General features: G+C 47.9%; 29 protein-coding genes and 1 riboswitch. Of the genes, 24 read left to right on the forward strand and 5 right to left on the reverse strand.

What is annotated here, in order from left to right; all coding sequences use genetic code 11:
• Positions 1-7: 7 nt before the first annotated feature.
• From DW657_RS08355 to DW657_RS08365, 3 genes are read left to right on the forward strand one after another with little or no spacing between them, the layout of a single operon-like run.
• Complete coding sequence (locus tag DW657_RS08355) at positions 8-1030, forward strand: OadG family protein (protein ID WP_158577336.1); 1023 nt, start codon at positions 8-10, stop codon at positions 1028-1030.
• Positions 1031-1038: 8 nt separating this feature from the next.
• A complete protein-coding gene (locus DW657_RS08360; protein ID WP_118312161.1) occupies positions 1039-1506 on the forward strand; it encodes a biotin/lipoyl-containing protein in 468 nt (155 codons plus the stop codon).
• A gap of 7 nt (positions 1507-1513) precedes the next feature.
• Positions 1514-2662 carry a sodium ion-translocating decarboxylase subunit beta gene (locus DW657_RS08365; RefSeq protein ID WP_118312162.1) on the forward strand — a complete coding sequence of 383 codons (1149 nt, stop codon included), beginning with the start codon at positions 1514-1516 and terminating at the stop codon, positions 2660-2662.
• A 220-nt stretch (positions 2663-2882) separates the two neighbouring features.
• Here DW657_RS08365 and DW657_RS08370 read toward each other — a convergent pair whose 3' ends face one another.
• Both DW657_RS08370 and rfbC read right to left on the reverse strand, forming a co-directional pair.
• Positions 2883-3689, reverse strand: a complete 807-nt coding sequence (locus DW657_RS08370; RefSeq protein ID WP_118312163.1) for a DUF4738 domain-containing protein — start codon at positions 3687-3689, stop codon at positions 2883-2885.
• Positions 3690-3703: 14 nt separating this feature from the next.
• Positions 3704-4258: a dTDP-4-dehydrorhamnose 3,5-epimerase gene (gene rfbC / locus DW657_RS08375; RefSeq protein WP_118312164.1), complete on the reverse strand. Its 555-nt coding sequence runs from the start codon at positions 4256-4258 to the stop codon at positions 3704-3706.
• Positions 4259-4434: 176 nt separating this feature from the next.
• Between rfbC and DW657_RS08380 the strand changes: the two genes are divergently transcribed.
• The 17 genes from DW657_RS08380 (at position 4435) to thiH (ending at position 20515) form a co-directional block, all read left to right on the forward strand.
• Positions 4435-5535, forward strand: a complete 1101-nt coding sequence (locus DW657_RS08380; protein WP_158577337.1) for an SPOR domain-containing protein — start codon at positions 4435-4437, stop codon at positions 5533-5535.
• Positions 5536-5582: 47 nt separating this feature from the next.
• Positions 5583-6116 carry an FHA domain-containing protein gene (locus DW657_RS08385; protein ID WP_089542767.1) on the forward strand — a complete coding sequence of 178 codons (534 nt, stop codon included), beginning with the start codon at positions 5583-5585 and terminating at the stop codon, positions 6114-6116.
• A 255-nt stretch (positions 6117-6371) separates the two neighbouring features.
• On the forward strand, positions 6372-7004 hold the full coding sequence (hisH, locus tag DW657_RS08390; protein WP_118312165.1) for an imidazole glycerol phosphate synthase subunit HisH: 633 nt from the start codon (positions 6372-6374) through the stop codon (positions 7002-7004).
• 65 nt (positions 7005-7069) lie between these two features.
• On the forward strand, positions 7070-7786 hold the full coding sequence (hisA, locus tag DW657_RS08395) for a 1-(5-phosphoribosyl)-5-[(5-phosphoribosylamino)methylideneamino]imidazole-4-carboxamide isomerase (protein WP_118312166.1): 717 nt from the start codon (positions 7070-7072) through the stop codon (positions 7784-7786).
• Between the two features lie 19 nt (positions 7787-7805).
• Positions 7806-8585, forward strand: a complete 780-nt coding sequence (hisF, locus tag DW657_RS08400) for an imidazole glycerol phosphate synthase subunit HisF (RefSeq protein WP_089542770.1) — start codon at positions 7806-7808, stop codon at positions 8583-8585.
• A gap of 151 nt (positions 8586-8736) precedes the next feature.
• Positions 8737-9384, forward strand: coding sequence for a bifunctional phosphoribosyl-AMP cyclohydrolase/phosphoribosyl-ATP diphosphatase HisIE (gene hisIE / locus DW657_RS08405; protein WP_118312167.1), 648 nt, complete (start codon positions 8737-8739; stop codon positions 9382-9384).
• Between the two features lie 153 nt (positions 9385-9537).
• Entirely contained in the window at positions 9538-10254 is a 717-nt protein-coding gene (locus DW657_RS08410; protein WP_118312168.1) for a cell division ATP-binding protein FtsE, read from the forward strand.
• A gap of 58 nt (positions 10255-10312) precedes the next feature.
• Positions 10313-11632: an aspartate kinase gene (locus DW657_RS08415; protein ID WP_118312169.1), complete on the forward strand. Its 1320-nt coding sequence runs from the start codon at positions 10313-10315 to the stop codon at positions 11630-11632.
• 88 nt (positions 11633-11720) lie between these two features.
• The gene (gene lysA, locus DW657_RS08420; RefSeq protein WP_118312170.1) at positions 11721-12878 is read left to right on the forward strand and encodes a diaminopimelate decarboxylase; all 1158 of its coding nucleotides are present in this window, start codon (positions 11721-11723) and stop codon (positions 12876-12878) included.
• 90 nt (positions 12879-12968) lie between these two features.
• Entirely contained in the window at positions 12969-14114 is a 1146-nt protein-coding gene (locus DW657_RS08425; protein WP_118312171.1) for a glycosyl transferase family 2, read from the forward strand.
• 34 nt (positions 14115-14148) lie between these two features.
• On the forward strand, positions 14149-14922 hold the full coding sequence (locus DW657_RS08430; protein ID WP_118312172.1) for a glycosyltransferase: 774 nt from the start codon (positions 14149-14151) through the stop codon (positions 14920-14922).
• Positions 14923-15356: 434 nt separating this feature from the next.
• Positions 15357-15536: a hypothetical protein gene (locus DW657_RS08435; protein WP_118312173.1), complete on the forward strand. Its 180-nt coding sequence runs from the start codon at positions 15357-15359 to the stop codon at positions 15534-15536.
• A gap of 192 nt (positions 15537-15728) precedes the next feature.
• Positions 15729-15822, forward strand: a riboswitch (TPP riboswitch).
• Positions 15823-15940: 118 nt separating this feature from the next.
• A complete protein-coding gene (gene thiS / locus DW657_RS08440) occupies positions 15941-16138 on the forward strand; it encodes a sulfur carrier protein ThiS (protein ID WP_089542778.1) in 198 nt (65 codons plus the stop codon).
• Positions 16139-16173: 35 nt separating this feature from the next.
• Positions 16174-16824 carry a thiamine phosphate synthase gene (locus DW657_RS08445; RefSeq protein ID WP_118312174.1) on the forward strand — a complete coding sequence of 217 codons (651 nt, stop codon included), beginning with the start codon at positions 16174-16176 and terminating at the stop codon, positions 16822-16824.
• A 31-nt stretch (positions 16825-16855) separates the two neighbouring features.
• On the forward strand, positions 16856-17629 hold the full coding sequence (locus DW657_RS08450) for a thiazole synthase (RefSeq protein WP_089542780.1): 774 nt from the start codon (positions 16856-16858) through the stop codon (positions 17627-17629).
• Between the two features lie 47 nt (positions 17630-17676).
• A complete protein-coding gene (gene thiC / locus DW657_RS08455) occupies positions 17677-19371 on the forward strand; it encodes a phosphomethylpyrimidine synthase ThiC (protein WP_118312175.1) in 1695 nt (564 codons plus the stop codon).
• A 4-nt stretch (positions 19372-19375) separates the two neighbouring features.
• Entirely contained in the window at positions 19376-20515 is a 1140-nt protein-coding gene (gene thiH, locus DW657_RS08460; protein ID WP_118312176.1) for a 2-iminoacetate synthase ThiH, read from the forward strand.
• Positions 20516-20770: 255 nt separating this feature from the next.
• Here the strand turns inward: thiH and DW657_RS08470 are convergent, their stop codons facing one another.
• Positions 20771-22081 (reverse strand): S28 family serine protease, encoded by a 1311-nt coding sequence (locus DW657_RS08470; protein ID WP_118312178.1) that lies wholly within the window; start codon positions 22079-22081, stop codon positions 20771-20773.
• 267 nt (positions 22082-22348) lie between these two features.
• Here DW657_RS08470 and DW657_RS08475 point away from each other — a divergent pair, with 267 nt between their 5' ends.
• On the forward strand, positions 22349-23527 hold the full coding sequence (locus tag DW657_RS08475; RefSeq protein ID WP_118312179.1) for an acyltransferase: 1179 nt from the start codon (positions 22349-22351) through the stop codon (positions 23525-23527).
• 137 nt (positions 23528-23664) lie between these two features.
• Positions 23665-25257, forward strand: coding sequence for an ATP-binding protein (locus DW657_RS08480; RefSeq protein ID WP_118312180.1), 1593 nt, complete (start codon positions 23665-23667; stop codon positions 25255-25257).
• 91 nt (positions 25258-25348) lie between these two features.
• Here DW657_RS08480 and DW657_RS08485 read toward each other — a convergent pair whose 3' ends face one another.
• Both DW657_RS08485 and DW657_RS08490 read right to left on the reverse strand, forming a co-directional pair.
• The gene (locus tag DW657_RS08485) at positions 25349-25690 is read right to left on the reverse strand and encodes a hypothetical protein (protein ID WP_118312181.1); all 342 of its coding nucleotides are present in this window, start codon (positions 25688-25690) and stop codon (positions 25349-25351) included.
• On the reverse strand, positions 25681-25953 hold the full coding sequence (locus tag DW657_RS08490) for a hypothetical protein (RefSeq protein ID WP_118312182.1): 273 nt from the start codon (positions 25951-25953) through the stop codon (positions 25681-25683). The genes DW657_RS08485 and DW657_RS08490 overlap by 10 nt, the downstream gene beginning before the upstream one ends.
• 189 nt (positions 25954-26142) lie before the next feature.
• Between DW657_RS08490 and DW657_RS08495 the strand changes: the two genes are divergently transcribed.
• Together DW657_RS08495 and DW657_RS08500 are read left to right on the forward strand one after the other, a co-directional pair.
• A complete protein-coding gene (locus DW657_RS08495) occupies positions 26143-26445 on the forward strand; it encodes a hypothetical protein (RefSeq protein ID WP_118312183.1) in 303 nt (100 codons plus the stop codon).
• A gap of 23 nt (positions 26446-26468) precedes the next feature.
• Entirely contained in the window at positions 26469-26705 is a 237-nt protein-coding gene (locus DW657_RS08500) for a dephospho-CoA kinase (protein ID WP_118312184.1), read from the forward strand.
• The last annotated feature ends 79 nt before the right edge of the window (positions 26706-26784 follow it).

Below are 26784 nucleotides of genomic sequence, written 5' to 3' on the forward strand. Positions count from 1 at the left end.
TATGCGTATGAAGAAATTGGGATTTTTGATAACCATGCTAGCCATCGCATCCTTGCCCGCTTGGAGCCAGGGAGCCAAGAGCATCCGTATTACGGAGGTGATGACTCACAACCGTACCAACCTCGTAGATGAGTACGGTCAGCACAAACCATGGGTGGAATTGAGCAATTCCTCCTTTACCACGTATAACGTACGTGGTATGTTCCTAACCACCGACCGACGGGTTCTCAACAAGAATCTTTCGCCCGAAGCACGCCGACAACTGATGTGCCCCTTGCCGAACAACGAGCCCCGAACCACACTGGGCGGCAAGAAGAGTATCGTCATCTTCGACAGCAGTTCCTGGAACAAAGACGACTGGAACGGACAGCTTTGGAAGGCAAAGGATTCTTCCAACACTGGTCCTTTCCATCTCAATCTGATCCTACAGGAAAAGAAGCCCAACTGGATAGCCCTCTATGACGGAAATGCCGTGGATCTGATAGACTCCGTAAGCGTACCAGTATTGGCTGCCGACGAGAGCTACGAACTGAGCCAGGATTTCAAGATATGGGAGAAAGCCATAGCTGGAGCCATCACCCCAGGCTATCTGCCACAACACGTAGGTCTGAGCAAGGCACAGCTCCTGAAGAAGCAGGATCCACACGGAATCGGCATTTCCGTGCTTTCAATGGGCATCGTATTCTCATGTCTCGCCCTCCTCTTCGTCGTATTCTGGGCATTCGGAGCCTACATGAAACACAAGCAGCGCATCGCCCGTGCCACCGAAAAGCATGCCACCTTATTATATAAGACCGGCAAGAAGACCATCGAGGTAACGCAAGACCTGAGTCATAAGACCAATATCCTGCTGAAGGATGGTCTGAAGACCAAGGGTATCGACAAGGAAATCTACATGGCGGTCATCTCGCTCGCCCTCAAGGAATACCTGGAGGATGTACATGATGTGGAATCAGGCATCATCACCATCAAGCCTAAACAGACAAGATGGAATGCTCCGAAATTCAATAATATCAATAATTCTAAATAACAGAAACTATGGCTAAGTATCAATATACAGTGAAAGGAGTCGATTACGAAGTCGAGATCCAGGATATAGAAGGCAACATCGCCAACGTAACCGTGAATGGCATCCCATTCGAAGTGGAAATGAAGCAGCCTGTGAAGGCTAGCAAGCAGAAAGTGAAGTTGGGAGGAGAACAAACTGTAAAAAGCGAGAATAACAACAGTTCTTCCACTTCTACAGCAAATGCTACAGCTGCGCCAACCGCCAAACCGACTGCAGCAGCTACCGGCAAGCCAGTGGTAGCCCCTCTGCCTGGCACCATCAACGAAATCAAGGTGAAGGTGGGCGACAAGGTTAATGCAGGCGATACCGTCGTGATTCTCGAAGCCATGAAGATGCAGAACAACATCGAGGCAGAGACTTCCGGAACCATCACCAGCATCAACGTGAATAAAGGCGATGCCGTGATGGAAGGAGACACGTTAGTAACCATTAAATAGATAGCTTATGGATTTCATCATACAAAACTTCAATGAGTTCCTGACCTATACGGGCTTTGCAAACGCCACGGCAGGAAACCTCGCCATGATTGTGATAGGAGTTATCTGCATCTGGCTTGCCATCAAGAAGGATTTCGAACCACTTCTCCTGGTGCCCATCGGACTGGGCATCATCCTGGGCAACATCCCCTTCCGTGCTGATGCCGGACTCGAAATAGGCCTATACGAAGATAATTCCGTTCTGAACATCTTCTATCAGGGAGTAAGACAGGGATGGTATCCCCCACTTGTCTTCCTGGGCATCGGAGCGATGACCGACTTCTCGGCATTGATTTCCAATCCGAAGCTGATTCTGATAGGAGCCGCCGCACAGTTTGGCATCTTCGGTGCCTATATGATAGCCCTGGCTCTGGGATTCGAACCGAACCAGGCAGCCGGTATTGCCATCATAGGTGGTGCCGACGGACCTACCGCCATCTTTCTGAGCAGCAAGTTAAGCCCTAACCTGATGGGAGCCATCGCCGTTTGTGCCTACTCCTATATGGCATTGGTACCAGTAATCCAGCCCCCATTGATGCGTCTGCTCACCACCAAGGAAGAGCGCATCATCAAGATGAAGCCAGCACGTCAGGTATCACAGACAGAGAAGATTCTCTTCCCTATCGTCGGTTTGCTGCTCACCACCTTCATCGTACCATCAGGTCTGCCATTGCTCGGTATGCTTTTCTTCGGAAATCTCCTGAAAGAAAGTGGAAAGACGACTAGACTTGCCAAGACAGCAGGCAGCAGTCTGAATGACATCGTGGTAATGCTGCTCGGCTTGACCGTAGGCTGTTCTACCCAGGCATCTGAGTTCCTCACCGTGAACACCATCAAGATCTTTGCCCTCGGTGCCCTGGCATTCATCATCGCTTCAGCCAGCGGTATCCTCTTTGTGAAACTGATGAACCTCTTCCTGCCAAAGGGCAAGAAGCTGAACCCACTGATTGGAAATGCCGGTGTGAGTGCCGTGCCTATGAGTGCCCGCATCAGTAACAACCTCGGTTTGGAGTACGACCGTCACAACTTCCTGCTCATGCACGCCATGGGACCGAATGTTGCAGGTGTCATCGGTTCCGCCGTAGCCGCCGGCGCCCTGCTGGGATTCTTTAATTAAAATAGAGTTTTAAACGTGGCTTAAGGACGCCCTGAAAGGGCAAAAGCCCCTAGCCCAGGGCAACACCCTGGGTTAGCTATCCAACAAAGAAAACGCCCTGAAAGGGCAAAAGCTTCAAACATCCAAAGCTTTTGCCCTTTCAGGGCGAACTTTTATATTCATCCGAATACCCAGGGCGTTGCCCTGGGCTAGGAGCTTCTGCCCTTTCAGGGCGTGCATCCTAGCTCTTCTTGATTTTCATTTTTCCTTCGAGCGAGATGATGATTTCCACCTGATAACTCATACTGCTGTCCGGCATAGCCAAAACCACTCTATAATGAAGACCATCGGTATCCACCTTTTTCAGTACGATATCACTCAAAATCGCCTGCTTGAGGAACTCATGAGGAACCTGCCCCTCGAAATCCTCCTTGCGGAAGTCACGGCCGAAAATCTTGCCAGCTCCCCGGTAGATATTCACATTCACGATGTTGTCGTAATAGACATTATCTACTTCTACACCATCATCATTGTATGAAGTCTTGAAAACCTTATAGGTAGTAGGGTTCACCTGCACATAGAGATGCAACTTCTCATCACCTGCATACACCACAGAATCCCTCTTGATAAGCGTATTCTGGTTGAGAACCACCGGCTGATTATGCAGGAACTGCTGCAGATAAGAAGTGTCATCAGTCTTGACGAGTTTCATGATATCGCCATTCAGCACCTTGAACTGGAAGATATGAGCAGCCTGCTTGATAATCGGATATTTGGCCGTATTGGCACCCTTCATCACCAGCGTATCGCCAGCAATATAGAAATATACCGGCTGGCTGGTAGAATCAGGATAGTAGATGGTGTCACCCTTCACGCGAAAGACAACATCATCCTCATCATCGCCATCCAACCAGATACCCTGGAGCATTTTCTTGGCTGCAGTATCCTCCTTTACTCCGGCAGGATCCTTACCCGCAGACTTCTGTCCGCAGCTGGCCATCGCCGCCAGGAGGCTTGCACACAACAATATGTTAATAACTTGTTTCATCTTTTCACGATATCTTACTCAAAATACTCAGCCTCCTCAAAAGACAGCGCCTTATTGAGGTCTTTTTCTGAGAGCAATACATTTTCGCCCTCAACAGGCCACTTGATACCAATGGTTTCATCATTCCAGCGGATACTTGCCTCAGCTTGAGGAGCATAAGGGTTATCTACTTTATAGGTAAAGATTGCCTCGTCGCTGAGAACGAGGAAACCATGCGCAAAGCCACGAGGAATGAAGAACTGCAACTTGTTCTCCTCGCTCAGTTCCACCATTACATACTTACCGAAGGTCTTGCTGTCTTTACGCAAATCTACCGCAACATCCAGGACCTTACCCTTGATGACACGCACCAGTTTAGCCTGCGAACTTTCGCCCTTCTGATAATGAAGGCCTCGAAGCACGCCTCTACTCGACATAGACTCATTGTCTTGCACAAACTCAACATGATAACCAATGTGGGCATCGAACTCAGCCTGTTTCCAAGCCTCGAAAAAGTAGCCTCTAGCATCATCAAACACTTTTGGCTGTATGACCCACACTCCTTCTATTTCGGTCTCTGTATATTCCATTGCTATATACTTGTTCTATTTTTTAGTGGCAAAGATAATACTTTTTGGTGATATGACAAAACAAATTAAACTTTTTATCACTCCTTTCGAAAATTTCCCTTAAAATAGTTGTCCATTTCCCAAAAAAGCCGTACCTTTGCAAAAGATATTCAGAAAAAGAAGATAAACATTTAGACGTGATAGAAATTAACCGACATATAGAAATTCTACTCTTGAGCAACGATTGTGTAATCGTACCAGGTTTTGGTGGATTTATGGCTCATCATGTAGATGCACGTTACGATGGCAGAGACAATATGTTTTTGCCACCGCTGAGAACTGTGGGATTCAATCCACAGCTCACGATGAACGATTCCCTCCTCGCACTCTCGTACGTGGAGACTTACGATATCAGCTACCCAGAGGCATTGCGCCGTATTGAGGATGAGGTAGTTGAAATCAGACAATCATTGGAAAACGAAGGTAAATTCGAAATAGAAAATATCGGTATGCTCTTCCTCAACGAGGATGGCAACATCAGTTTCGAGCCATGCGAGGCAGGCATTCTTACTCCAGACTTCTATGGTTTGGGCGGTTTCGACATGCTTCCTATCGCACAGATTGACAACGGTGAACAGCAGAACGAGAATCAAAACGTGGCAATGAAAGTAAATCTTGCCAAAGAGGAACAGCCAGTTAAAAACGAGACAGAAGTTCCTGCAGCTCCAGCCAACAATTCGGTATTCATCGCAGAAGAAGAGGAAGAAGAGGAAAAGGCTGAATTCATCAGCATCAAGAAGAGCTGGCTGCGCAACATGGCAGCTGCCTGCATCGCCCTCATCGCCTTCTTCACCATCTCTACTCCACTCGGAAGTCCTACTATCGAAAAAAGTCAGATTGATACCGGAATGCTCACCCGCATCATGCCTAAGGAGATAGCTCCGGTAAAAAGCAACGAGCTGCTGCTCCCTACTGATGAACCGAAGCTGATGGAGACCACTCCTACCGACAAGGCTGAAAAGGCTCCGGCTATAGCACAGGATAGAGAGATTGCCACTCCATCTACCTCTTATTACAGCATCGTATTGGCAAGCCGCGTGACCAAACGCAATGCAGCCAGTTATGTGGAACACTTGCAGGGCAAGGGCTTCAAAGAGGCAAGAGTTCTGATTACCGACAACAACGTAAAGGTGATTTATGGAAACTACCGCTCTGAGAGCGAGGCATATAACACCCTCAACCGACTCCATACCAACGAGGCTTTCACTGATGGCTGGATTACAAAGGTAAAGGAGTAGTATACATTATTATATATAGAAAGAAATCAAGGAAAGAAAAAATAGATATGAAAAGAGTACGTTGCCCTAAATGCGATAATTTCATCACGTTCGACGAAACCAAATACGAGGCAGGCCAGAGTCTGGTCTTCGTTTGTCCTAATTGCAACAAGCAGTTTGGCATCCGTATGGGTGTTTCCAAACTCCGCGAAACCCGCAAGGAAGAACAGATTGATGAAAATGCCAATGAGAATGGCGTAGGCTCCATCGTAGTCATCGAAAACGTATTCGCCTACAAGCAGGTCATCCCTTTGCAGATGGGCGACAACGTCATCGGAAGATATATGAAGAACAGTGGCATCAACTGCCCTATCGAGACCGTAGATCCGAGTGTAGATATGAACCACTGCGTAATCAATGTAAGCCGCGACAAGAAAGGAAAATTGAAATATGTGCTGCGCGATGGTCCTAGCTACACCGGCACCTTCGTAGATAACGAAATTCTGGGCGACCGTGAGCGCCGTGTCATCGAAGACGGCACCCTCTTCACTATCGGAGCCACCAGCATCATCCTCCGCACAGCAGACAGCGAGGAGGAATAATGGGAAAATAACAAGTTGAAATAAAACCAAGGGTTAGAGTAGGAAAAATCTTACTCTAACCCTTTTTTTACTGATAAACACGTATAAATATACCAATAATTCTTACTTTCTGCAAGAAATCATAGCGATATAGTAATCTTTTTGCTAATATTTTCGTTAGATTGAAAGAAAATGTGTACCTTTGCAACAGAAATTAGCAATACGTGGGACCAATACTCCCGATACGTACAAAAAACAGAAGAATTACGTTAGGTTATGGATGTAGCAATCGTAAAATACAATGCCGGAAATATCTATTCCGTAGTCAACGCCATGAAGCGTTTGGGCATAGAACCAGTACTCACTGATGATGCCGAAATGCTCCAAAAGGCAGACCGTGTGCTGTTTCCAGGTCAGGGGCAGGCAAGGGAAGCCATGGAATATCTCAAGGCTCACCAGCTGGATCAGGTGATCAAGAATCTCAAGCAACCCGTATTGGGCATTTGCGTGGGACAGCAGCTCCTGTGCCGACATTCGGAGGAAGGCGACGTAGATTGCATCGGCATCTTCGATGTGGATGTGAAGCGATTCCAGCCGCAAAAGCACGAAGACAAGGTACCAGCTATGGGATGGAACGAGATATACGATCTGAAGACGGAGCTTTACAAGGGATTCGGAAACAGAGCCGATGCAGCAGATGCAGCTATGGGAGAAGCCCTGCAGCATCCCTACTCTTATTTCGTACACAGCTACTATGTGCCACTCTGCGAGGAGACCATCGCCAAGGCTGATTACATTCTGCCTTACAGCGCATCGCTCCACAAAGACAACTTCTATACCTGCCAGTTCCATCCGGAAAAGAGCGGAAAGGTAGGAGAACAGATTTTAAAGAATTTCCTGGAAATATAACAGGGACATTCTGACTGTCAGATTTCCCAATGATATAGAATAGGATTAAACGCAATAAAAGAAATATGATAGAGTTAATTCCTGCCATCGACTTGATAAATGGCCAGTGCGTTCGCCTGACAAAAGGCGATTACGACCAGAAGAAGGTCTATAACGACAATCCGGCTGAAGTAGCCAAAGACTTCGAGAAGCTGGGATTCAAGCGACTCCACGTAGTGGATCTGGACGGAGCCAAGTCGAAACACATCGTAAATGATGCTGTACTGAAGGCGATTACAACCGAAACGAATCTGACTGTAGATTTCGGAGGCGGTATCAAGACCGGGGAAGACATCGAGAAGGCATTTGCTGCAGGAGCCAGTATGGTAACCATAGGCAGCATCGCCGTTACCAATCCTGATCTCTTCATGGAGTGGATAGATAAATATGGTGCCGACAAACTCATCCTCGGAGCCGATGTAAGAAACGGCAAGATTTCTATCAATGGATGGAAAGAGGATTCATCAGAAGACCTCCTCCCCTTCCTCAAGAAATACATCGACAAGGGTGTACGCTATGTGCTCTGCACGGAAATCAGCAAGGATGGCACTCTGCAGGGTCCTGCCATCGAGCTATATCAAGAGATCATGGCAGCCTATCCTCAGCTTCACCTCATCGCCTCGGGCGGAGTGAGCTGCAATGAAGACATTGAGGCTCTGCAAGCTGCCGGCATCCCAGCTGTAGTCTTCGGCAAGGCATTTTACGAGGGTAAGATTGCTGTAGAAAAGTTAGGAGTTAAGTAATCATAAAGTTCAAAGTTCAATGGTCAAAGTTCAAAGTAACAAAGGTTTGGCAAAGCGAATCGTCCCTTGTCTTGACGTGAAAAACGGAGAGACCGTAAAGGGAACGAACTTCGTGAACCTGAGAAGCGCAGGCGACCCGGTAGAACTGGGCAAGGCCTATAGCGATGCAGGTGCCGATGAACTCGTATTCCTTGACATCACAGCTAGCTTCGAAGAGCGCAAGACCTTTACAGATATGGTAACTCGCGTAGCTGCCGAAATCAATATCCCGTTTACCGTGGGTGGCGGCATCAACGAGCTGAAGGATGTAGATCGACTCCTCAATGCAGGCGCCGACAAGGTTAGTATCAACAGTGCAGCCATCCGACATCCGGAGCTCATCAACGAGATAGCCAACCATTACGGCTCACAGGTCTGCGTCTGCGCCATCGATGCCCGTCTCGATCCCGACGGCTGGCATTGCTACGTCAAGGGCGGAAGAGAGCGAGTAGAACTCGGTCTGTTTGATTGGGCTAGAGAAGTTGCCGACCGTGGAGCCGGTGAGATTCTCTTCACCAGTATGGACCACGACGGTGTGAAGCAAGGCTTTGCCAATGAAGCCCTCGCCCACCTTGCAGAGGAAGTAAGCATTCCTATCATTGCATCGGGAGGAGCCGGCAAGATGGAGCATTTCCGTGATGCCTTCACCCTGGGAAAGGCAGATGCAGCACTGGCAGCCAGTGTCTTCCACTTCGGTGAAATCGCCATACCTGACCTGAAAAATTACCTCCGAAAAGAAGGCATCAACGTCAGGCTGTAAACCGGAGCCTTAAGGCTAGATATTTTTTCCCTTAAGGGAAAATAATAATACCCTTAAGGGAAGATATATTTTTCCTTAAGGATAGATAAATCCCCTATGATAGGGCGGAATTGACAATGGAGTAAGCAAACAATAAAATTGTAAAGATAAAATGGAAATAGATTTTGAAAAAATGGGCGGACTTGTTCCTGCCATCATCCAGGACGCCGTAACCAAGAATGTCCTGATGCTGGGATTCATGAACAAGGAAGCATACGATAAAACCATCGAAACCAAGAAGGTTACTTTCTGGAGCCGTTCTCGCAACTGTCTTTGGACCAAGGGCGAGACCTCAGGAAACTTCCTCAATCTGGTAAGCATTCAGATAGACTGCGACAACGATACCTTCCTGGTAAAGGTTCATCCAGATGGTCCTACCTGCCACAAAGGCACCGATACCTGCTGGGCTGAGGAGAATACGCTGAACCCTATCCTCTTCCTCACTGAGTTGCAGGACTTCATCGACAAGCGCCACGAGGAAATGCCTGAGGGCAGCTACACTACCAGTCTCTTCAAGAAAGGCGTGAACAAGATGGCGCAAAAGGTTGGAGAAGAAGCTATTGAGACGGTTATCGAAGCTACCAACGGCACCGACGACAAGCTCATCTACGAGAGTTCCGACCTGCTCTACCACCTCATCGTACTGCTCACCAGCAAGGGCTTGCGAATCGAGGATGTAATAAAGGAGCTCCAGATGCGACACGACCCAGAATGGGACAAGAAGCGCCGCATAGCAAAGAGCAAGGGCGAAATGAAATAATATATCTAGCTCAAGGCTATCTTGCAGCAGCTCGCCCTGAAAGGGCAGAAGCCCCTAGCCCAGGGCAACACCCTGGGTATAAAAAGATATTGGCAATACGCCCTGAAAGGGCAAAAGCTTTCAAATACATTAAATAAAGGAGAAAAAATTAGGATGTTAATAGATTATCAAAACGTCAGCATATACCAAGCCGACAAGTGCGTGCTCAAGGGCATCAACTTCCACGTGGATGAAGGAGAGTTCGCTTATCTTATCGGAAAAGTGGGCTCGGGAAAGAGTTCACTCTTGAAGACCCTCTACTGCGAACTTGACCTCGTGGAGGGTGAGACCGACAAGGCAGAAATCCTCGGCAGAGACCTCAAGACCATCCGACGCAAGGACATTCCAGCCCTGCGCAAGGAACTGGGCATCATCTTCCAGGACTTCCAGCTGCTCCACGACCGCAGCGTGCGCAAGAACTTCGAGTTCGTGCTCAAGGCTACCAAATGGAAGAACAAGAAGGACAGAGAAAAGCGCATTGAGGAAGTACTCAACGAGGTAGGCATGATTGAGAAAATCGACAAGATGCCTCACGAGCTCTCCGGTGGAGAACAGCAGCGTGTGGCCATCGCCCGTGCCCTGCTCAACAATCCGAAGATCATCATCGCCGATGAGCCAACGGGAAATCTCGACCCGGAGACCGCCAGCAACATCGTGGGACTGCTCAAGGATATCACCAAGCAGGGTACAGCTGTAGTGATGACAACCCATAACATCCCGATGCTCGACAAGTTCCCAGGCATCGTATATCGCTGCAAGGATGGTTTACTCCACGACGTGACCAACGAGTACAACCACATCGACCTGACAGAAGATGGCGAGGAGAATTAAACGGGGAAAATACAACAAAAGAACAATAAAAATTAAACATTAATATAATATTACGACTATGAAGGTAATGAAATTCGGAGGTACTTCTGTAGGCTCACCAGAGCGTATGAAGGGAGTAGCCTCTTTGGTTACAGAATCAGGTGAACCAACTTTCATCGTATTGTCTGCGATGAGCGGTACAACAAACTCTCTCGTTGAGATCTCTGACTATCTCTACAAGAAGAACCCAGAGGGCGCCAACGAGGTAATCAACAATTTGGAGAAGAAATACATGCAGCACGTGGAGGATCTCTACTCTACTGATGAGATGAAGAAGACTACACGCGAGTTCCTGCAGGGCGAGTTCAACTATCTCCGTTCATTTACCAAGGATCTCTTTACTTCTTTCGAGGAGAAGAGCATCGTGGCTCAGGGCGAGATTATGAGCACTAACATGGTTGTAAACTACTTGAAGGAACAGGGTGTAAAGGCTGTATTGCTCAGCGCATTAGACTTTATGCGCACCGACAAGAATGCAGAGCCAGACCCACAGTACATCAAGGAGAAGCTCTCTGCCATTATGGAAGAAAACCAGGGTTATCAGATCTACATCACCCAGGGCTTTATCTGCCGCAACGCTTACGGCGAGGTAGATAACCTGCAGCGTGGTGGTAGCGACTACACCGCATCACTCATCGGTGCAGCTCTCCCTGCAGACGAGATTCAGATCTGGACAGATATCGACGGTATGCACAATAACGACCCTCGTGTAGTAGAGCACACAGAGGCTGTTCGCCAGTTGAACTTCGAGGAGGCTGCTGAGTTGGCTTACTTCGGTGCCAAGATTCTCCACCCTACCTGTGTTCAGCCAGCCAAGTATGCCGGCATCCCAGTTCGTCTGAAGAACACCATGGATCCTAAGGCTGATGGTACCATCATCGACAACGTCATCGTACGTGGCAAAATCAAGGCTGTAGCTGCCAAGGACAACATCACTGCTATCAAGATCAAGAGTAGCCGCATGTTGCTCGCTACAGGTTTCCTCCGCAAGGTATTCGAAATCTTCGAGAGCTACCAAACTCCTATCGATATGATTGCTACCTCAGAGGTAGGTGTGAGCATGAGTATCGATAACGATGCTCACCTCAACGACATCGTCAACGAGTTGAAGAAATATGGTACTGTAACTGTAGATTCAGACATGTGCATCATCTGCGTGGTAGGTGATCTGGACTGGAGCAACGTAGGCTTCGAGACCATCGCTACCGATGCTATGAAGAACATCCCGGTACGTATGATTTCTTATGGTGGCAGCAACTACAACATCTCATTCCTCATCAGAGAGAGAGACAAGAAGCAGGCTCTGCAGAACTTGAGCAACGTATTGTTCGAGAAGTAATCACATATTCAAGATCTCCGCCCCCGATGGGGCGGAGATATATTCTGATTTAACTATAATAAGATATTAAATAATAAGTATAAGCGAAATGAAAGGTACATTTCCGATAGATAAGTTTCAGGAGATACAGACTCCGTTCTACTACTACGACACCAACGTGTTGCGCCAAACCTTGAAGACCATCAATGCAGAGGCTGGCAAGCACGAGGGCTTTGAGGTACACTATGCCGTAAAGGCAAATGCCAACCCTAAAGTGCTCAATATCATCTGCCAGGCTGGTTTGGGTGCCGACTGTGTGAGCGGAGGAGAAATTCAGGCTGCCATCAATGCAGGTTTCCCTGCCAATAAGATTGTGTATGCCGGTGTAGGCAAGAGTGATTGGGAAATCAACCTTGGTTTGGACAAGGGCATCTTCTGCTTCAATGTAGAGAGCATCCCGGAATTGGAAATCATCAACGAACTTGCCGAGAAGAAGAATAAGATTGCACAGGTTTGCTTCCGCATCAACCCAGACGTTGGTGCTCATACCCATGCCAACATTACAACAGGTTTGGCTGAAAACAAGTTTGGTATCGCCATGCGCGATATGGAGAGCGTGATTGAGGAGGCTTCCAAGATGAAGAACATCAAGTTCCTGGGTCTTCACTTCCATATTGGTAGTCAGATACTTGACATGGGAGACTTCGAGGCTCTCTGTAACCGCATCAACGAGTTGCAAAACCAGTTGGAGGCTCATCACATCGTAGTAAAGAACATCAATGTAGGCGGTGGATTGGGTATCGATTACAACCATCCAAACCGTGTGCCTATCCCAGACTTCAAGGATTACTTCGATACATACGCCAAGAAGTTGAAGTTGCGCGATGGACAGAAGTTACACTTCGAGTTGGGCCGTGCCGTAGTGGGTCAGATGGGTTCGCTCATCACCAAGACTCTTTATATCAAGCAGGGCACAGCCAAGCAGTTTGCCATCGTAGATGCAGGTATGACCGATCTGATCCGCCCTGCCCTTTATCAGGCATATCATAAGATAGAGAACATCTCCAGCGATGAACCTGTAGAGACATACGACGTAGTAGGTCCGATCTGCGAGTCGAGCGATGTATTCGCCAAGGCTATAGATCTGAACAAGACCCATCGTGGCGACCTCATTGCCCTCCGTTCAGCCGGAGCCTATGGTGAGATCATGGCGAGCCAGTATAACTGCCGCCAGTTGCCAAAGGGATATATCACAGAAGACTTTTAATTCAGTTAAGAGTTAAGAGTTTACAGTTAAGAGTTAGGAGTAAGGAGTCATTCCTTTCTCCAACTTTCTTTATTACGAGAAAAAAAAGAAATGATGACAATTAGTTTAACAACTATCATAGCAGGCGCAGTAGTGGTATTATTGGCAATCCTCGGATCGCTGATAAATCCATTTCTGCGCTCGTTGCGTTTTACTGACGAGGAGGAATCCTTGGAATCTAGAGAACCTATCTCGGTGATTATCACCGCTCACGACAATCTCTATGAACTGGAGCATAATCTACAGATGTTCCTGCAGCAGAAATATCCTGCCGATTATCAGGTAATCGTGGTTTGTCAGAGCACCGATGGTGAGACCCAGGATTATCTGAAGCGCATGGCAGCCGAGAATTCTCACCTATATTATACATATATCCCTGAGAGCTCCCGCTATATGAGCAGAAAGAAGCTGCAGATTACACTGGGCGTGAAGGCTGCCAAGTATGAGTGGATCATCCTCACCGAACCTACCTGCACCCCATCCAACGACAAGTGGCTCTATACGATGACCCGCAACTGCCAGGAGCCTAACCATCTGGTTCTGGGCTATGTAGCTTTAGACGAAGCAACCAAGGGTGTTCGCCGATTCGACAGCATCCGCAAGGCATTCTATCTGCTCCGACGTGCACAGCATAGCTACGGCTACCGCACCCACATGCCAAACGTAGCCTTCCGCAAGAGCGATTTCATGCGCGAGCAGGGCTATCAGGGCAACCTGGAGTATGTGCGCGGAGAATACGACTTCCTGGTCAACAAGTATGCTGCCTACGGAGATACTGCCGTAGAACTCGACTGCGATGCATGGCTCATCCATGATGAACCAACCGACAAGGCATGGCACAATGCCCACCTTTACCTCCAGGCATCCCGCAAGAGTCTGACCAGATCCAAGTCGATGATGTCACTGATGGCAATGGATCATCTCTTCCCTCACCTCAGCCTCATCGCCTCGCTGGCCACCCTGGCATACGCCATCCTGATGCAAGACTGGATCCTGACTGGCATTGCAGGTTTCGCCCTGCTTCTGCTCCTGATTCTCCGCACCGTCATAGCCCACAAGGCCATCAAGCATTTCGACGATGACATCTCGCTCCTGAAGCTGCCATTCTATGAGTATGGCATCATCTGGAGAAATCTTGCCAACAAGATAAGATACTGGCGTGCAGACAAGAACGACTTCACCAGTCATAAACTGTAGGATTTTAGAATCAACAAGCAAACTTAAAATAACGATGAAAGTATATTTGTTCATTTCCAAACATAAGAAGACGCTGAAGATGTATCTTCCTTACATCGAAGCGCTGCAGCAGAAGTTCGACACCACCAGTAACCTGGTAGATGCCGATATCGTGATGATACTGGGAGCATGGACAAGACAAGGTGCCCAGCTCGCCAGAATGTCTCGCAAGATGGGCATCCCCTACATCGTTTGCCCACTCGGCGACCTCTCAGAGCGCAACTGCCGGAATCCGCATTTCAAGCGCAGTCTGCAGACCCTGATGTACCAGAAGGCGATGTACAGGCACTCAGACCTCATCATCGCCACCACCCCATTGGAGAAAGCCTATCTGGAGAAACTCGGATGGAACAAGCACATCACCCTCATCAGATACTTCGGCTACAGTCATCTCATCACCGAAGAAGGTACGATGGAAGACTGGCAGGAGACGGATGCCTCTACCCTCGCCGACTTCGAGCGCAGAAAGGCAGAAGCCATCGCCCAGCAGACCCAGCATGCCATCATCGCCCAGATTATGCAGATTCAGAGCAGAATGCCGCATAAGAACATCCCACAGAAGTATCTCGACGACCTGCATACCTTATTATATGCAGACGATTATGATGAGGATGCTATCAACGAGGAACTGAAGAAGCTGAAACTCGACAGCTATGCCGCCTCCGTATTCCAGGCGATGACCGACAAAACGGGACTTACCGAGGGATTTATGCCACTTCCTGCCAAAAAAGGCAGAAAAAGCAAGGAGATTCTGAAGTATGTAAAGTAAGAGACTGACAGTAGTTGACCTGCGTCAAGAGGCTGACTGCCAGTATTTGACTTGTATCAAAAAATCGCTTTCTTTCATCATTTTGTCACCCATTTGTTACCCGAATTCAAAAAAAAGGCATTACCTTTGCACCCGTAAAGATGAAACAAGAGATCTTGAGTATGCGAGATGAGAAGTCTTATATATATAAAAAAGATGAGAAATCTCAAGTACAGGAGATGGAAGGTTTCAGGTAAGAGAGATTGTAAAAGGATAACATGTAGAACAGGAGACCGAAAATGCGACGGCTCCACAAAGATTGAGAAAGGAAACAAATTATGATGACAACAGTAATGGCACTCGCAGTAGTAGCAATTATGATTGCTAAGGCAATCAATGTAAACAACCACATCGAGATGGGTAAGTAATTACTCCATCCCCTTGTAGGAAAGAGAATGAAAGAAGAGCCCGGCGAGGCTCAAGTATTAACGAAAAAGAAAGAAAGGATAACGATTATGAAAACAATGTTGAAAGAAATCAAGAAGGTTATGAAGTCATTTATTGCAAACTATCTGAATGCAATGTCACTTTATGGCGAAGCTATTTGCAATGGTCGTGGTTGTGCTTGCGCATAATCACTTGAAATATAAAGGAAGCGTGCTGGTATTTACTTACCGGCACGCTTTTTTCGTTGTTGGCCTACAGAGACTTCCAGCAGGGATAGATTATACCTCTTGTGTTAATACAACCTACCTTCTGCGTTAATATAGATTAAATAATCCGCCTTTTCTACGATAATTCGGAAATTATCTATACTTTTGCATCTATAATTATCACGGGGGTGCTGAGCAATCGGCTGAGATTATACCCATTGAACCTGAAACAGGTAATGCTGGCGCAGGAAATATGATAGATCGTTTTACACCCAGGCAGAGACAAATGCAACCTGCTCTTGCTTCTCTACAACCCCTTTGCTTTCATCAGGCATACCCCCGTGTTGACAATTGTAAATTTATAAATGTAAACATAGGAACAGATTATGAAAGTTATCATCAACAGCAAAGAAACTGAGATTCAGGCAAAGACCGTCAAGGAACTTGCCCAGGAACTCGATCTTCCAGCTACAGGTTGCGCTGTAGCCATCAGTAACGAGATGGTGCCTCGTGACGAGTGGGAAAGCCACGTGATCCAGGAGGGTGCCGACATCGTGATTGTAAAGGCATTCTGCGGAGGATAAGCTATAGTAATTTATAATTTATAGTTTATAGGGCTATGGCAAAAATATCTTTAGACAATTTTCAACTGCAGTTCATCTCTCATCAGAATGAGAAGATGAGCTATCTCGATGGCATTCACGAGGCGATAACGGGACTCTGCAAATGGGTTCAGCTCCGCATGAAGGATGCCTCTGATGATGAAGTGCGCCCCATCGCCTACAAGGTGAAGGAATGGTGCAAGATCATGAATGTTACCTTCATCATCGACGACCGTGTGGAACTGGTGAAAGAGGTGGGCGCCGATGGCGTGCATCTGGGCAAGAACGATATGCCGATTGCCGAGGCTCGCAAGATTCTGGGCGATGACTTCATCATAGGCGGTACAGCAAATACCTTCGAGGATGTGAAGGCTCACTATGAGGCTGGTGCCGATTACATCGGTTGCGGTCCGTTCCGCTTCACCACTACCAAGGAGAAGCTCTCCCCTATCCTCGGCCTTGAAGGATATAAGGAAATCATCCAGAAGATGAAGGCTGAAAATATCGATATCCCTATCGTTGCCATCGGAGGCATCACCAAGGAGGATATCCCCGAAATCATGAAGACGGGAGTTAACGGCATCGCACTCAGCGGCTGCATCCTCAATGCCAAGGATCCGGCATCAGAAACCCATGACATCATGGAAATGATGAAGGTATTCAGATAAGCAAACATTTAAAAATAAGAATAACAGAAAAATGGAAAAATTAGTAATTGCAGGACGAGAGTTCAACTCCCGCCTCTTCCTCGGAACAGGAAAGTTCAACAACAACCAGCTCATGGCAGAAGCCATCAAGGCTTCTGAAACAGAAATGGTAACCGTTGCCATGAAGCGTATCGAACTCGAAGACAAGCAGGACGACCTGCTCTCTCATATCGTGCAGAACCCAAATATCCAGCTCCTTCCTAACACCAGTGGTGTGCGCAACGCTGAGGAGGCTGTATTCGCAGCACAGATGGCTCGCGAGGCTTTCGGAACCAACTGGCTCAAGCTCGAAATCCACCCAGACCCTCGCTATCTTCTTCCAGACTCTATCGAGACGCTGAAGGCTACCGAGAAACTGGTAAAGCTCGGTTTCGTGGTATTGCCATATTGCCAGGCAGACCCAACCCTCTGCAAGCACCTCGAAGAGGCTGGTGCTGCTACCGTAATGCCACTCGCTGCACCTATCGGTACCAACAAGGGTTTGAGAATGAAGGACTTCCTGCAGATCATCATCGAGCAGGCTACTGTTCCTGTGGTAGTAGATGCAGGTATCGGTGCGCCTAGCCACGCTGCCGAGGCTATGGAGATGGGTGCCAGCGCTTGTCTGGTTAACACAGCCATCGCCGTTGCCGGAGACCCTGTAGAAATGGCTAAGGCATTCAAGGAGGCAGTGGTATGCGGTCGCCGTGCTTACGAGGCTGGTCTCGGAGCCATCAGCGATTGTGCCGAGGCAAGTTCTCCACTCACCGCATTCCTCAATGACTAATTATAATAATGACTAATTATAATATAGATAAACCTTTAGAAAACATTATGCCAAACGATAAGAAAGCTTACGCCCAGAGAGAAAAGGCGTATATGCAGGGAAAACTTTTCCCACAGATCAAGGTTGGAATGACCAAGGTAAACCTCACTCCTACTGTTGTGAAGGATGAGCGCGGCATTCCACATACAGAGCCAAACGCTCCGGTTTACATCTACGATACCAGCGGTCCTTACAGCGACCCTAACTATCAGGTAGATTTGAAGAAAGGCTTGCCAAGAATGCGCGAGCAGTGGATTATCGACCGCAACGATACCGAGCAGCTCAAGGAGGTTACCAGCGAGTATGGCAAGCAGCGTCTTGCTGACCATAGCCTCGACCACCTCCGCTTCGAGCACATCCAGTTGCCTCGCCGTGCACAGGCTGGCAAGCACATCACACAGATGGCTTACGCCAAGGCGGGCATCGTGACTCCAGAGATGGAGTATGTGGCCATCCGTGAGAACATGAACTGCCAGGAGTTGGGCATCGATACCCATATCACCCCTGAGTATGTGCGTGATGAGATTGCACGCGGACGTGCCGTTCTTCCTGCCAACATCAACCACCCGGAGAGCGAACCGATGATCATCGGCCGCAACTTCCTCGTGAAGATCAATACCAACATCGGTAACTCTGCCACTACTTCCAGCATCGAGGAAGAGGTGGATAAGGCAGTATGGTCTTGCAAGTGGGGAGGCGATACCTTGATGGACCTCTCTACCGGCGACAACATCCACGAAACCCGTGAATGGATTGTGCGCAACTGCCCTGTACCAGTAGGAACCGTGCCTATCTACCAGGCTTTGGAGAAGGTGAACGGCAAGGTAGAGGATTTGAACTGGGAGGTATTCCGTGATACCCTCATCGAGCAGTGCGAGCAGGGTGTTGACTACTTCACCATCCATGCCGGCATCCGTCGCCACAACGTGCATCTCGCTGATAGCCGTCTCTGCGGTATCGTGAGCCGTGGCGGTAGTATCATGAGCAAGTGGTGTCTCTACCACGACCAGGAAAGCTTCCTCTATGAGCACTTCGACGATATCTGCGACATCGTGGCACAGTATGACGTTGCCCTCTCTTTGGGTGATGGTCTGCGTCCAGGCTGTATTGCCGATGCCAACGATGCAGCCCAGTTTGCCGAGTTGGATACCATGGGCGAGCTTGTTACCCGTGCCTGGGACAAGAACGTGCAGGCATTCATCGAGGGTCCTGGTCACGTGCCATTGCAGAAGATCAAGGAGAACATGGAGCGACAGCTCGACCACTGTCACGAGGCACCATTCTACACCCTCGGCCCATTGGTTACCGATATTGCTCCAGGTTACGACCACATCACTTCAGCCATCGGTGGCGCCCAGATAGCATGGCTCGGCACCGCCATGCTCTGCTATGTAACACCAAAGGAGCACCTCGCCTTGCCTAACAAGGAAGATGTGCGCACAGGTGTGGTAACCTATAAGATTGCCGCTCATGCAGCCGACTTGGCAAAGGGTCATCCAGGTGCAACCATCCGCGACAACGCCCTCTCCAAGGCCCGTTTCGAGTTCCGCTGGAGAGACCAGTTCCACCTCTCACTCGACCCAGAGCTCGCCTTGAAGTATTTCGAGGAGGCAGGTCATACAGACGGTGAGTACTGCACCATGTGTGGTCCAAACTTCTGCGCAGCCAAGTTGACACACGATTTGAGAAAGTTTAAAAAGTAAGAAAATGTTTTCAGACGAATTAAAGAATATCAGTTGGGAGGAGACCACGGAGCGCATTGCTCGAATGACCGATAACGATGTGCGTCGTGCCCTTGCCAAGGACCATTGCGATGTGAACGACTTCATGGCGCTGCTTTCACCGGCAGCCGAGCCATACCTGGAGGTAATGGCGCGTCTTTCCCGCAAATATACCGAGGAGCGCTTCGGCAAGACCATGTCGATGTTCATTCCTCTCTACATCACCAATTCATGCTCTAACTCCTGCGTGTATTGCGGTTTCCATCGTGAGAATCCGATGGCCCGCACCATCCTCACCCCAGAGCAGATTGAGAACGAGTACAAGGCAATCAAGCAGTTGGCTCCATTCGAGAACATCCTTCTCGTTACGGGCGAGAACCCGGCAAAGGCTGGTACCCCTTATCTTGCCAAGGCCATCGACATCGCCAAGAAGTATTTCTCTAACGTGAAGATTGAGGTGATGCCGCTCTCTACTGAGGATTACAAGACCCTCGCCGACCATGGTATGAACGGCGTCATCTGTTTCCAGGAAACCTACAACCACGAGCACTACAAGCTCTACCACCCACGTGGCATGAAGAGCAAGTTTGAGTGGCGCTGCGACGGTTTCGACCGCATGGGTATGGCAGGCGTTCATTCCATCGGTATGGGTGTGCTCATCGGACTGGAGAAGGAGTGGCGCACGGATGTAGTGATGATGGCTCATCACCTGCGCTACCTGCAGAAGCACTACTGGAAGACCAAGTACAGCGTGAACTTCCCTCGTATGCGCCCTGCACAGAACGAAGGTTTCCAGCCAAACTGCTTCATGACTGATAAGCAGTTGGCACAGGCTACTTTCGCCATGCGTATCTTCGATCACGATGTAGATATCTCCTACTCTACCCGTGAGCCTGCCTACATCCGTGACAACATGGCAACACTGGGTGTCACCACCATGTCGGCAGAATCAAAGGTAAATCCTGGTGGTTATCATACTTATCCTCAGGCATTGGAGCAGTTCACCGTGAGCGATGAGCGTACCGCCAAGGTAATCAATGCGAGATTGAAGGAATTGGGCAGAGAGCCAGTATGGAAGGATTGGGATGCCTCATTCGATTTCTTCGGAAATATCGCAAACGGATAATTTTACAGAGCAGCACGCCCTGAAAGGGCAGAAGCTCCTAGCCCAGGGCATCGCCCTGGGTTTAGAATGTGATATAACAAAGTCGCCCTTTAAGGGCAAAAGCTTTAAATATAAGAAGCTTTTGCCCTTCCAGGGCGACTTTCTTGCTTATGCGTAACCCAGGGTGTTACCCTGGGCTAGGAGCTTCTGCCCTTTCAGGGCGTATGGAGATAAACTATACATACCATCCAAAGCGTATGGATGTAATCCAAAGGCTTATTCCTTCAGCCATCCCCCAATCAAGTCGATGATTTCCTGTCTGGTAGGCTCAGGGAACGACAGGATACGGGTGAGATGCGAACCGCCATGACACATATAGACATGCAGGTTCTTCTTGTTCTTGGTGAAAGGCAAACCATAGATGCCCGATGCACCCCATGGGTCGATGTCACCATAAATATACACCATTTTCGGATCGTTCCTGGTCAGGAAATCCACGGTATAATTGTAAAGCTTTGGCGAGAACTCCACGTTCTCGGCACCCTTCGGCACCATCAGTTTCTTCAGATAACCCTTTGGCGACTTGATGCTCAGGTATCTCTTGAATGGCTTGGTGTAATATCCGTAATATCCCAACTCTTTGGCAGCCTGCACATCGAAAGATGCAGTGGCATTGTAGTTGGTGAAATACTCCGGCTCACACATGTTGATCCAGTATTTGAACACCTGGTCGTCGGTGGCATCATTCGTAGGAATCTTCTTGATATCCTCACCCCACTGCCAGAAGGCGAAGGCATACTCAAACACCGAGTAATCGAAGATCTCGGCGATAGGCGCATTGAAGCGATACTGCTTCTCGCTGCAATACTTCTCGAACATCGGCAGCAGCGCAGCCTTGCGCTTGAAGAGCAGCAGCTGGAAGTTGAGCACCTTCTGTCGGTTCTCCTTGGTAGAAACCTCCTCCTGCAGGAACTTCTCGTGTCTGCCATCCTCCACGCCCTTATTCAGCGGCGCCACGTATGGCACGGAGATGTCCACATCATTCGGGAAGTAAGCACGGTAGAACATCGTGGTCTGTCCGCCCTTGCTGATACCCGTGGCAATCCACTTGCCCTTATACATCGCATGCAGGGTCTGGTTTACGTGGTGCAGATCGTAGAGCGAGTTCTCCACGGTGAGGTAATCCCAGTTGCAAGGCTTCGGCATCGACTTGTCGAAATAGCGGTACTCCACGGTGATGATGTTGGTATCGAAGAGCTTGGAAAGTTCCTCGATGTATCCCTCGCGCAATGCATACTTGGCGTTGTAGCCTTCAGTTACGAGCACGGTAGGACGGTCGAATCCTCTGTGGCAGAGCACCACACGCTGCTCAAAGCTACCCTTGGAAGCATCCTTGGCATCCAGTTGCTGCTTGATGAAGAACACATATTTTTCCGGGAAATGCGTACTTTTCAGCGTTTCCACGTCACTCACTCCAGGCAGCGTCGCCAACAGCTTGCCCGCCTCTCCCAGTTCTGCCGCCAGCATCTGCAAAGGCAGGATGAAGAGCAGCAGCAGCAATTTCAAGAATCTCAATTTCAATTTCATTTTCTTCTCTCTTTTATATTTTCTCTTTTTAAACTTTCGTCGGTAATCTCCACATGCTTTAAAAGCTATGCAAAGGTAAGGAAATATTCTTGTCCAGCAAAGAGAAGAGCCACCTTTTTATTATTATTGCAGCATTTTTCTTTTTTTTACGGCAAGAATAAAAGTAAAACGAAAAATATTTTGTATATTTGCAGTTGAAATCAAAATATAGGAAATAAGAAATCAAATAAATCATCATCATAATAATAATATTAACAATCATAATTTATGACTAACTTACAACAATCAGCAACTCATTTTGCAGATACCAAACCCCATTATGCCCTGCTCGACGGATTGCGAGGCGTAGCAGCATTGCTCGTGGTGTGGTATCATATGTTCGAAGGCTACCAGTTTGCATCCGGCTCAGCCATCATCCAGGAAATCAACCACGGCTATCTGGCGGTTGACTTCTTCTTCATCCTTTCCGGTTTCGTCATCGGCTACGCATACGATAACCGTTGGGGAAAGACATTGACGCTGGGAAAATTCTTCAAGCGCCGCCTCATCCGCCTGCATCCGATGGTAGTGATGGGTGCCTTGATAGGACTCGTAATGTTCATCCTTCAGGGGGCAGTGACCTGGAACGGCACACCGGCTTCGGTACCGGCGATGCTGATAGCCCTGCTCTGCGCCATGCTGATGATTCCCGCCCTTCCGGGTTGCGGCTACGAGGTAAGAGGCAACGGCGAAATGTTTCCGCTCAACGGCCCCGCCTGGTCGCTCTTCTTCGAGTACATCGGCAACATCCTCTATGCCCTTTTCATCCGGCGACTCTCCACCAGGGCATTGGCTATTCTCGCCGGAATCCTATCCATCCTTCTGCTTTGGTTCACAGCTACGGATGTTTGCGGCTACGGCATGTTTGGTGTGGGCTGGACGCTCGATGGTCTCAACTTCTGGGGTGGACTTCTGCGCATGCTCTGCCCGTTTACGATAGGAATGCTGCTATCCCGTGTTTTCCATCGCATCCAGTTCAAGGTAAAGGGTGCGTTCTGGATCAGTTCCATCATTCTTCTCCTGCTCTTCCACGTACCTTATATAGAGAGTACGGTTGGCGGCAGTAGTGTGGGCAGCGCTGATGGCATCATGCTGAATGGTGTTTTCGAAGCAGTGTGCATCATTCTGATTTTCCCGGCGATAGTATGGCTGGGAGCGAGCGGAACAACAACTGACCGTTTCAGTACCCGCGTCTGCACGTTCCTGGGCGACATCTCCTTCCCGCTCTACATCGTGCACTATCCGTTTATGTATTACTTCTATTCGTGGCTCATCGAGAAGCAGCTCTTCACGCTTGGTGAAACCTGGGCCGAGGCGCTCATCACCTGTGCGGTTTCGATAGCAGCCGCCTGGCTCTGTCTGAAGTTCTACGACCTGCCAGTGCGCAGATGGCTGGCGAAGAAATAAAGATTCGCCACCTTTTTTTATATTATCCCCCATTTTTTCTTGCGAAATCAAAATATTCGTCGTATCTTTGCAGAAAGAATGTGTAGAAAGATGGATGGCTCGCAAAAAGCTATCCTGAAAACATAGGAGACCAGATTATGACAGATACAGAAATGAACGATAGAAGATTGCCGGTAGGTATCCAGTCTTTTGAGGTTATCAGAAAGGATGGTTATCTTTATGTTGACAAGACTGATATGATATGGAGACTTGCCAACAGGGGGAAAAAGTATAATTACCTGAGCCGCCCACGCCGCTTCGGTAAGTCGATTCTCGTGGATACACTTCGGGCTTACTTCGAAGGAAAAAAGGAACTCTTCGAAGGATTGAAGGTGATGGAGCTGGAGAAAGAATGGACCTGCTATCCCGTCATTCGACTCGATATGAGTTGCGGAGGAGCTACACCCGAAGAACTCAACTCCTATCTAGATGACGCCTTCTATAAACTTGAACAGAAGTATGAGGTAGCCGTGCGCCCAGAGGCTTCCCTTGCCGTCCGCTTCCAGAACATCATCGAAACGATGTTTCAAAAGACAGGAAAACAGGCGGTTATCCTCATCGATGAGTATGATTCTCCATTGCAGCATTCTTGGAAGACTCCTCAGCATGATGCCTGCACAGCCATCTACAAGTCCGTGTTTGCCGTCTTGAAAAAAGAGGACGAGCACGAGCGTTTCGTCTTTATCACGGGCATCACCAAGTTCACTCAGATTTCTCTCTTCTCTGTTCTCAATAATCTGAGCAACATCAGTTTTGATGCACCATACGCCACCATCTGCGGTATTTCGAAACAGGAAGTTGCCGACAACTTCATGCCGGAAATTGAGGCAATGGGAGAAGAAAACGGATGGACTCCTGAGGAGACGCTGAAGCAGCTCACGACCTATTACGACGGATATCATTTCTGTCATGAAAATATGATTGACATCTTCAATCCGTTCAGCCTCATCAATGCCCTGGAGGATAGGAAATTGAGAAATTACTGGGCCTCATCTGGAGCAACCTCGTTGCTTCCTAAGTTTGTAGATGATATGGAAATACGCTTGAATGATTTTGATCATTGTGCCTTGTTAAGCTCTATAATAGAGTCGTCAGATGTAACAGGTGGTGGACCAGAACTGTTTCTTTATCAGTCTGGCTATCTCACAATAAAGGGCTACATGAACGGAACTTACCTCCTTGGTATTCCAAACTTCGAGGTAAGACAGGCTCTGAATGAAATAGTTTTGCCAACCCTTTCCATGCGTAAGGGTAATGACATTCAGTCACCACAAGCATTTCTGAATCTTTACCTGAACATGGGAAATCTACCAGAAGCAATGAAGTGTCTGAAAGCCCTTGTTGCGGATGTGCCATACAGCAACAAGAAGCTTGCAAGCATGGATATGGAAGAACGTTACCGTCTGATTCTGAGTACAATTTTCAATGCCATTGGCTGTAGAGTGGAAGTAGAAAGAATGCTTGCCACTGGCAGGATAGACATGATTGTGGAGGTTCCATCCTTCATCTACGTCCTGGAGCTGAAGCTATCTAACAATGGCGGCATTTCTGCTGCCGAGAGCCAGATAAAGGAAAAGAGCTACACCGAACCATTCAAGGCCGATAAACGCAAAGTTATCGCCCTGGCCGTGGAACTCGATGAAACAGGCAGGGGATTGATAGATTGGAAAGAAGTGGATGAGTCTTTGTAAAATACAACTCCAAACAAACATCCCGCCAGGTGTCCTACCGGATTCAAAATCCGTTGGGACACCTGGCGGGTTCTTTTGTTTATCATAAAGACTAATGATAATCCTTTCTTTCTATCCTCCTGGCTCGCAAGTTCAGCTTACGAGGATCTTGGCGCAAATCCCAGAGATCCACCAGCCAGAGGATATCTTCCTTTTCATTATAAAAATAGATAATCTTGAAGTTCTTCATGATGATGGCACCACGAAACACCATTGTTTCATTACGGAAATGAGCTACTATAGGATAACGCTTAGGCATAAATTCTAATAAACGCTTAATTTCCTTATATTGTGTTTGCCACTTACGAGCAGTTTTTAATCCAAACTCTTGTAAGGCATACTCAATACTCTTTTTAATTTCCTTCTTGAAAAGGGCATCAGTTTTTATTTCCATTCTGCAATCATCTTTTCTATCTCAGCATCCAAAACGGAAATAGGCTCTCCATAATTAGGATCATCCAATTTATCCAGAATGCTCTCGCAATGCTCCATCACCTGCTCCAGCGAGCGCCCCATAGGATAGGAATCAGTGTCGTAAGCCTCATCCCATGATACTAATGATGCAGATGATGCTGCCGAACGATAGGCTGGCGATGGCTCGCAGACCTTATCCCCTGCAATCTTCGATTCCTCGATATGATATTTCTTTTCCTCCATATTTTCTTTCGTTTTTAAAGTTCCACGTTACTTATTGGTGCAAAAATACGAAGAAAGATTGGAACTCGCAAGAAAATCTACAAGAAAATAGCTTTTTCTGCATCAAAAAAGAAGCATTTCTCAGGAATATTTTATATCTTTGCACACATAGAAGAAAAGAAAATGTCGTTCTGATTAAAACCGATCGTTATGAAAGTATATTGGGATAAGACTGCTGTAATAGGTTTGGTGGGGTTTACGATCTCACTCTTGCTGATACTGTGCTTTATGGACAGTCTCAGCCACCCATTGGTGGGGATATTCCTCTGCCTGGTGGTCAGCATTTTCTGTCTTGTTATCGGACTCATCCTAGCCTTTATCGGCAACGGAGAAGCCAGCTATATCTGTGCAGCCATCTTTGGGGTATCATTCGCAGCCTTCCTTCTCGGTTCGTGGTGGAAAACCACCAGCATAGCCTCCAAAGCCGATTGGAGCGACTGGGGGTGGTTATAGAGAAACGTTTAAAAGTTACGATTATGGCAACACAAGTATTAAAATTCAATCAGGCCCAGCAGGCGGTGCTCAATGTTATCTCTTGTTTGCAGTCAGAACAGGACTTGGCTGACTTGAAACGAACATTAGTAAAGTTCATGAATGATCACTTGCAGCGAGAAATGGATAAGCTTTGGGAATCTGGCGAAATGAGCAATGAAAAGTTGCAGAAAATGCAGTCAGAACATTTGCGCACGGCTTATAAATTAACTGACAAATGATCAATCTCCATTACCATTAAAATGCTATTTTTTCAAGCATAAATCAACCTTTGTACTTCCCTGAAAAAGGTTGTCACTT

The sequence above is a fragment of the Prevotella sp. AM23-5 genome, assembly GCF_003473645.1.
GTDB classification, from domain to species: domain Bacteria; phylum Bacteroidota; class Bacteroidia; order Bacteroidales; family Bacteroidaceae; genus Prevotella; species Prevotella copri_A.

What these genes read in the sequence shown, in the direction of transcription:
- DW657_RS08355 (WP_158577336.1), top strand. Translation starts at nt 8, where the DNA reads ATGAAGAAATTGGGATTTTTGATAACCATGCTAGCCATCGCATCCTTG.
- DW657_RS08360 (WP_118312161.1), top strand. Translation starts at nt 1,039, where the DNA reads ATGGCTAAGTATCAATATACAGTGAAAGGAGTCGATTACGAAGTCGAG.
- DW657_RS08365 (WP_118312162.1), top strand. Translation starts at nt 1,514, where the DNA reads ATGGATTTCATCATACAAAACTTCAATGAGTTCCTGACCTATACGGGC.
- DW657_RS08370 (WP_118312163.1), bottom strand. Translation starts at nt 3,689, where the DNA reads ATGAAACAAGTTATTAACATATTGTTGTGTGCAAGCCTCCTGGCGGCG.
- rfbC (WP_118312164.1), bottom strand. Translation starts at nt 4,258, where the DNA reads ATGGAATATACAGAGACCGAAATAGAAGGAGTGTGGGTCATACAGCCA.
- DW657_RS08385 (WP_089542767.1), top strand. Translation starts at nt 5,583, where the DNA reads ATGAAAAGAGTACGTTGCCCTAAATGCGATAATTTCATCACGTTCGAC.
- hisH (WP_118312165.1), top strand. Translation starts at nt 6,372, where the DNA reads ATGGATGTAGCAATCGTAAAATACAATGCCGGAAATATCTATTCCGTA.
- hisA (WP_118312166.1), top strand. Translation starts at nt 7,070, where the DNA reads ATGATAGAGTTAATTCCTGCCATCGACTTGATAAATGGCCAGTGCGTT.
- hisF (WP_089542770.1), top strand. Translation starts at nt 7,806, where the DNA reads ATGGTCAAAGTTCAAAGTAACAAAGGTTTGGCAAAGCGAATCGTCCCT.
- hisIE (WP_118312167.1), top strand. Translation starts at nt 8,737, where the DNA reads ATGGAAATAGATTTTGAAAAAATGGGCGGACTTGTTCCTGCCATCATC.
- DW657_RS08410 (WP_118312168.1), top strand. Translation starts at nt 9,538, where the DNA reads ATGTTAATAGATTATCAAAACGTCAGCATATACCAAGCCGACAAGTGC.
- DW657_RS08415 (WP_118312169.1), top strand. Translation starts at nt 10,313, where the DNA reads ATGAAGGTAATGAAATTCGGAGGTACTTCTGTAGGCTCACCAGAGCGT.
- lysA (WP_118312170.1), top strand. Translation starts at nt 11,721, where the DNA reads ATGAAAGGTACATTTCCGATAGATAAGTTTCAGGAGATACAGACTCCG.
- DW657_RS08425 (WP_118312171.1), top strand. Translation starts at nt 12,969, where the DNA reads ATGATGACAATTAGTTTAACAACTATCATAGCAGGCGCAGTAGTGGTA.
- DW657_RS08430 (WP_118312172.1), top strand. Translation starts at nt 14,149, where the DNA reads ATGAAAGTATATTTGTTCATTTCCAAACATAAGAAGACGCTGAAGATG.
- DW657_RS08435 (WP_118312173.1), top strand. Translation starts at nt 15,357, where the DNA reads ATGAAAGAAGAGCCCGGCGAGGCTCAAGTATTAACGAAAAAGAAAGAA.
- thiS (WP_089542778.1), top strand. Translation starts at nt 15,941, where the DNA reads ATGAAAGTTATCATCAACAGCAAAGAAACTGAGATTCAGGCAAAGACC.
- DW657_RS08445 (WP_118312174.1), top strand. Translation starts at nt 16,174, where the DNA reads ATGGCAAAAATATCTTTAGACAATTTTCAACTGCAGTTCATCTCTCAT.
- DW657_RS08450 (WP_089542780.1), top strand. Translation starts at nt 16,856, where the DNA reads ATGGAAAAATTAGTAATTGCAGGACGAGAGTTCAACTCCCGCCTCTTC.
- thiC (WP_118312175.1), top strand. Translation starts at nt 17,677, where the DNA reads ATGCCAAACGATAAGAAAGCTTACGCCCAGAGAGAAAAGGCGTATATG.
- thiH (WP_118312176.1), top strand. Translation starts at nt 19,376, where the DNA reads ATGTTTTCAGACGAATTAAAGAATATCAGTTGGGAGGAGACCACGGAG.
- DW657_RS08470 (WP_118312178.1), bottom strand. Translation starts at nt 22,081, where the DNA reads ATGAAATTGAAATTGAGATTCTTGAAATTGCTGCTGCTGCTCTTCATC.
- DW657_RS08475 (WP_118312179.1), top strand. Translation starts at nt 22,349, where the DNA reads ATGACTAACTTACAACAATCAGCAACTCATTTTGCAGATACCAAACCC.
- DW657_RS08480 (WP_118312180.1), top strand. Translation starts at nt 23,665, where the DNA reads ATGACAGATACAGAAATGAACGATAGAAGATTGCCGGTAGGTATCCAG.
- DW657_RS08485 (WP_118312181.1), bottom strand. Translation starts at nt 25,690, where the DNA reads ATGGAAATAAAAACTGATGCCCTTTTCAAGAAGGAAATTAAAAAGAGT.
- DW657_RS08490 (WP_118312182.1), bottom strand. Translation starts at nt 25,953, where the DNA reads ATGGAGGAAAAGAAATATCATATCGAGGAATCGAAGATTGCAGGGGAT.
- DW657_RS08495 (WP_118312183.1), top strand. Translation starts at nt 26,143, where the DNA reads ATGAAAGTATATTGGGATAAGACTGCTGTAATAGGTTTGGTGGGGTTT.
- DW657_RS08500 (WP_118312184.1), top strand. Translation starts at nt 26,469, where the DNA reads ATGGCAACACAAGTATTAAAATTCAATCAGGCCCAGCAGGCGGTGCTC.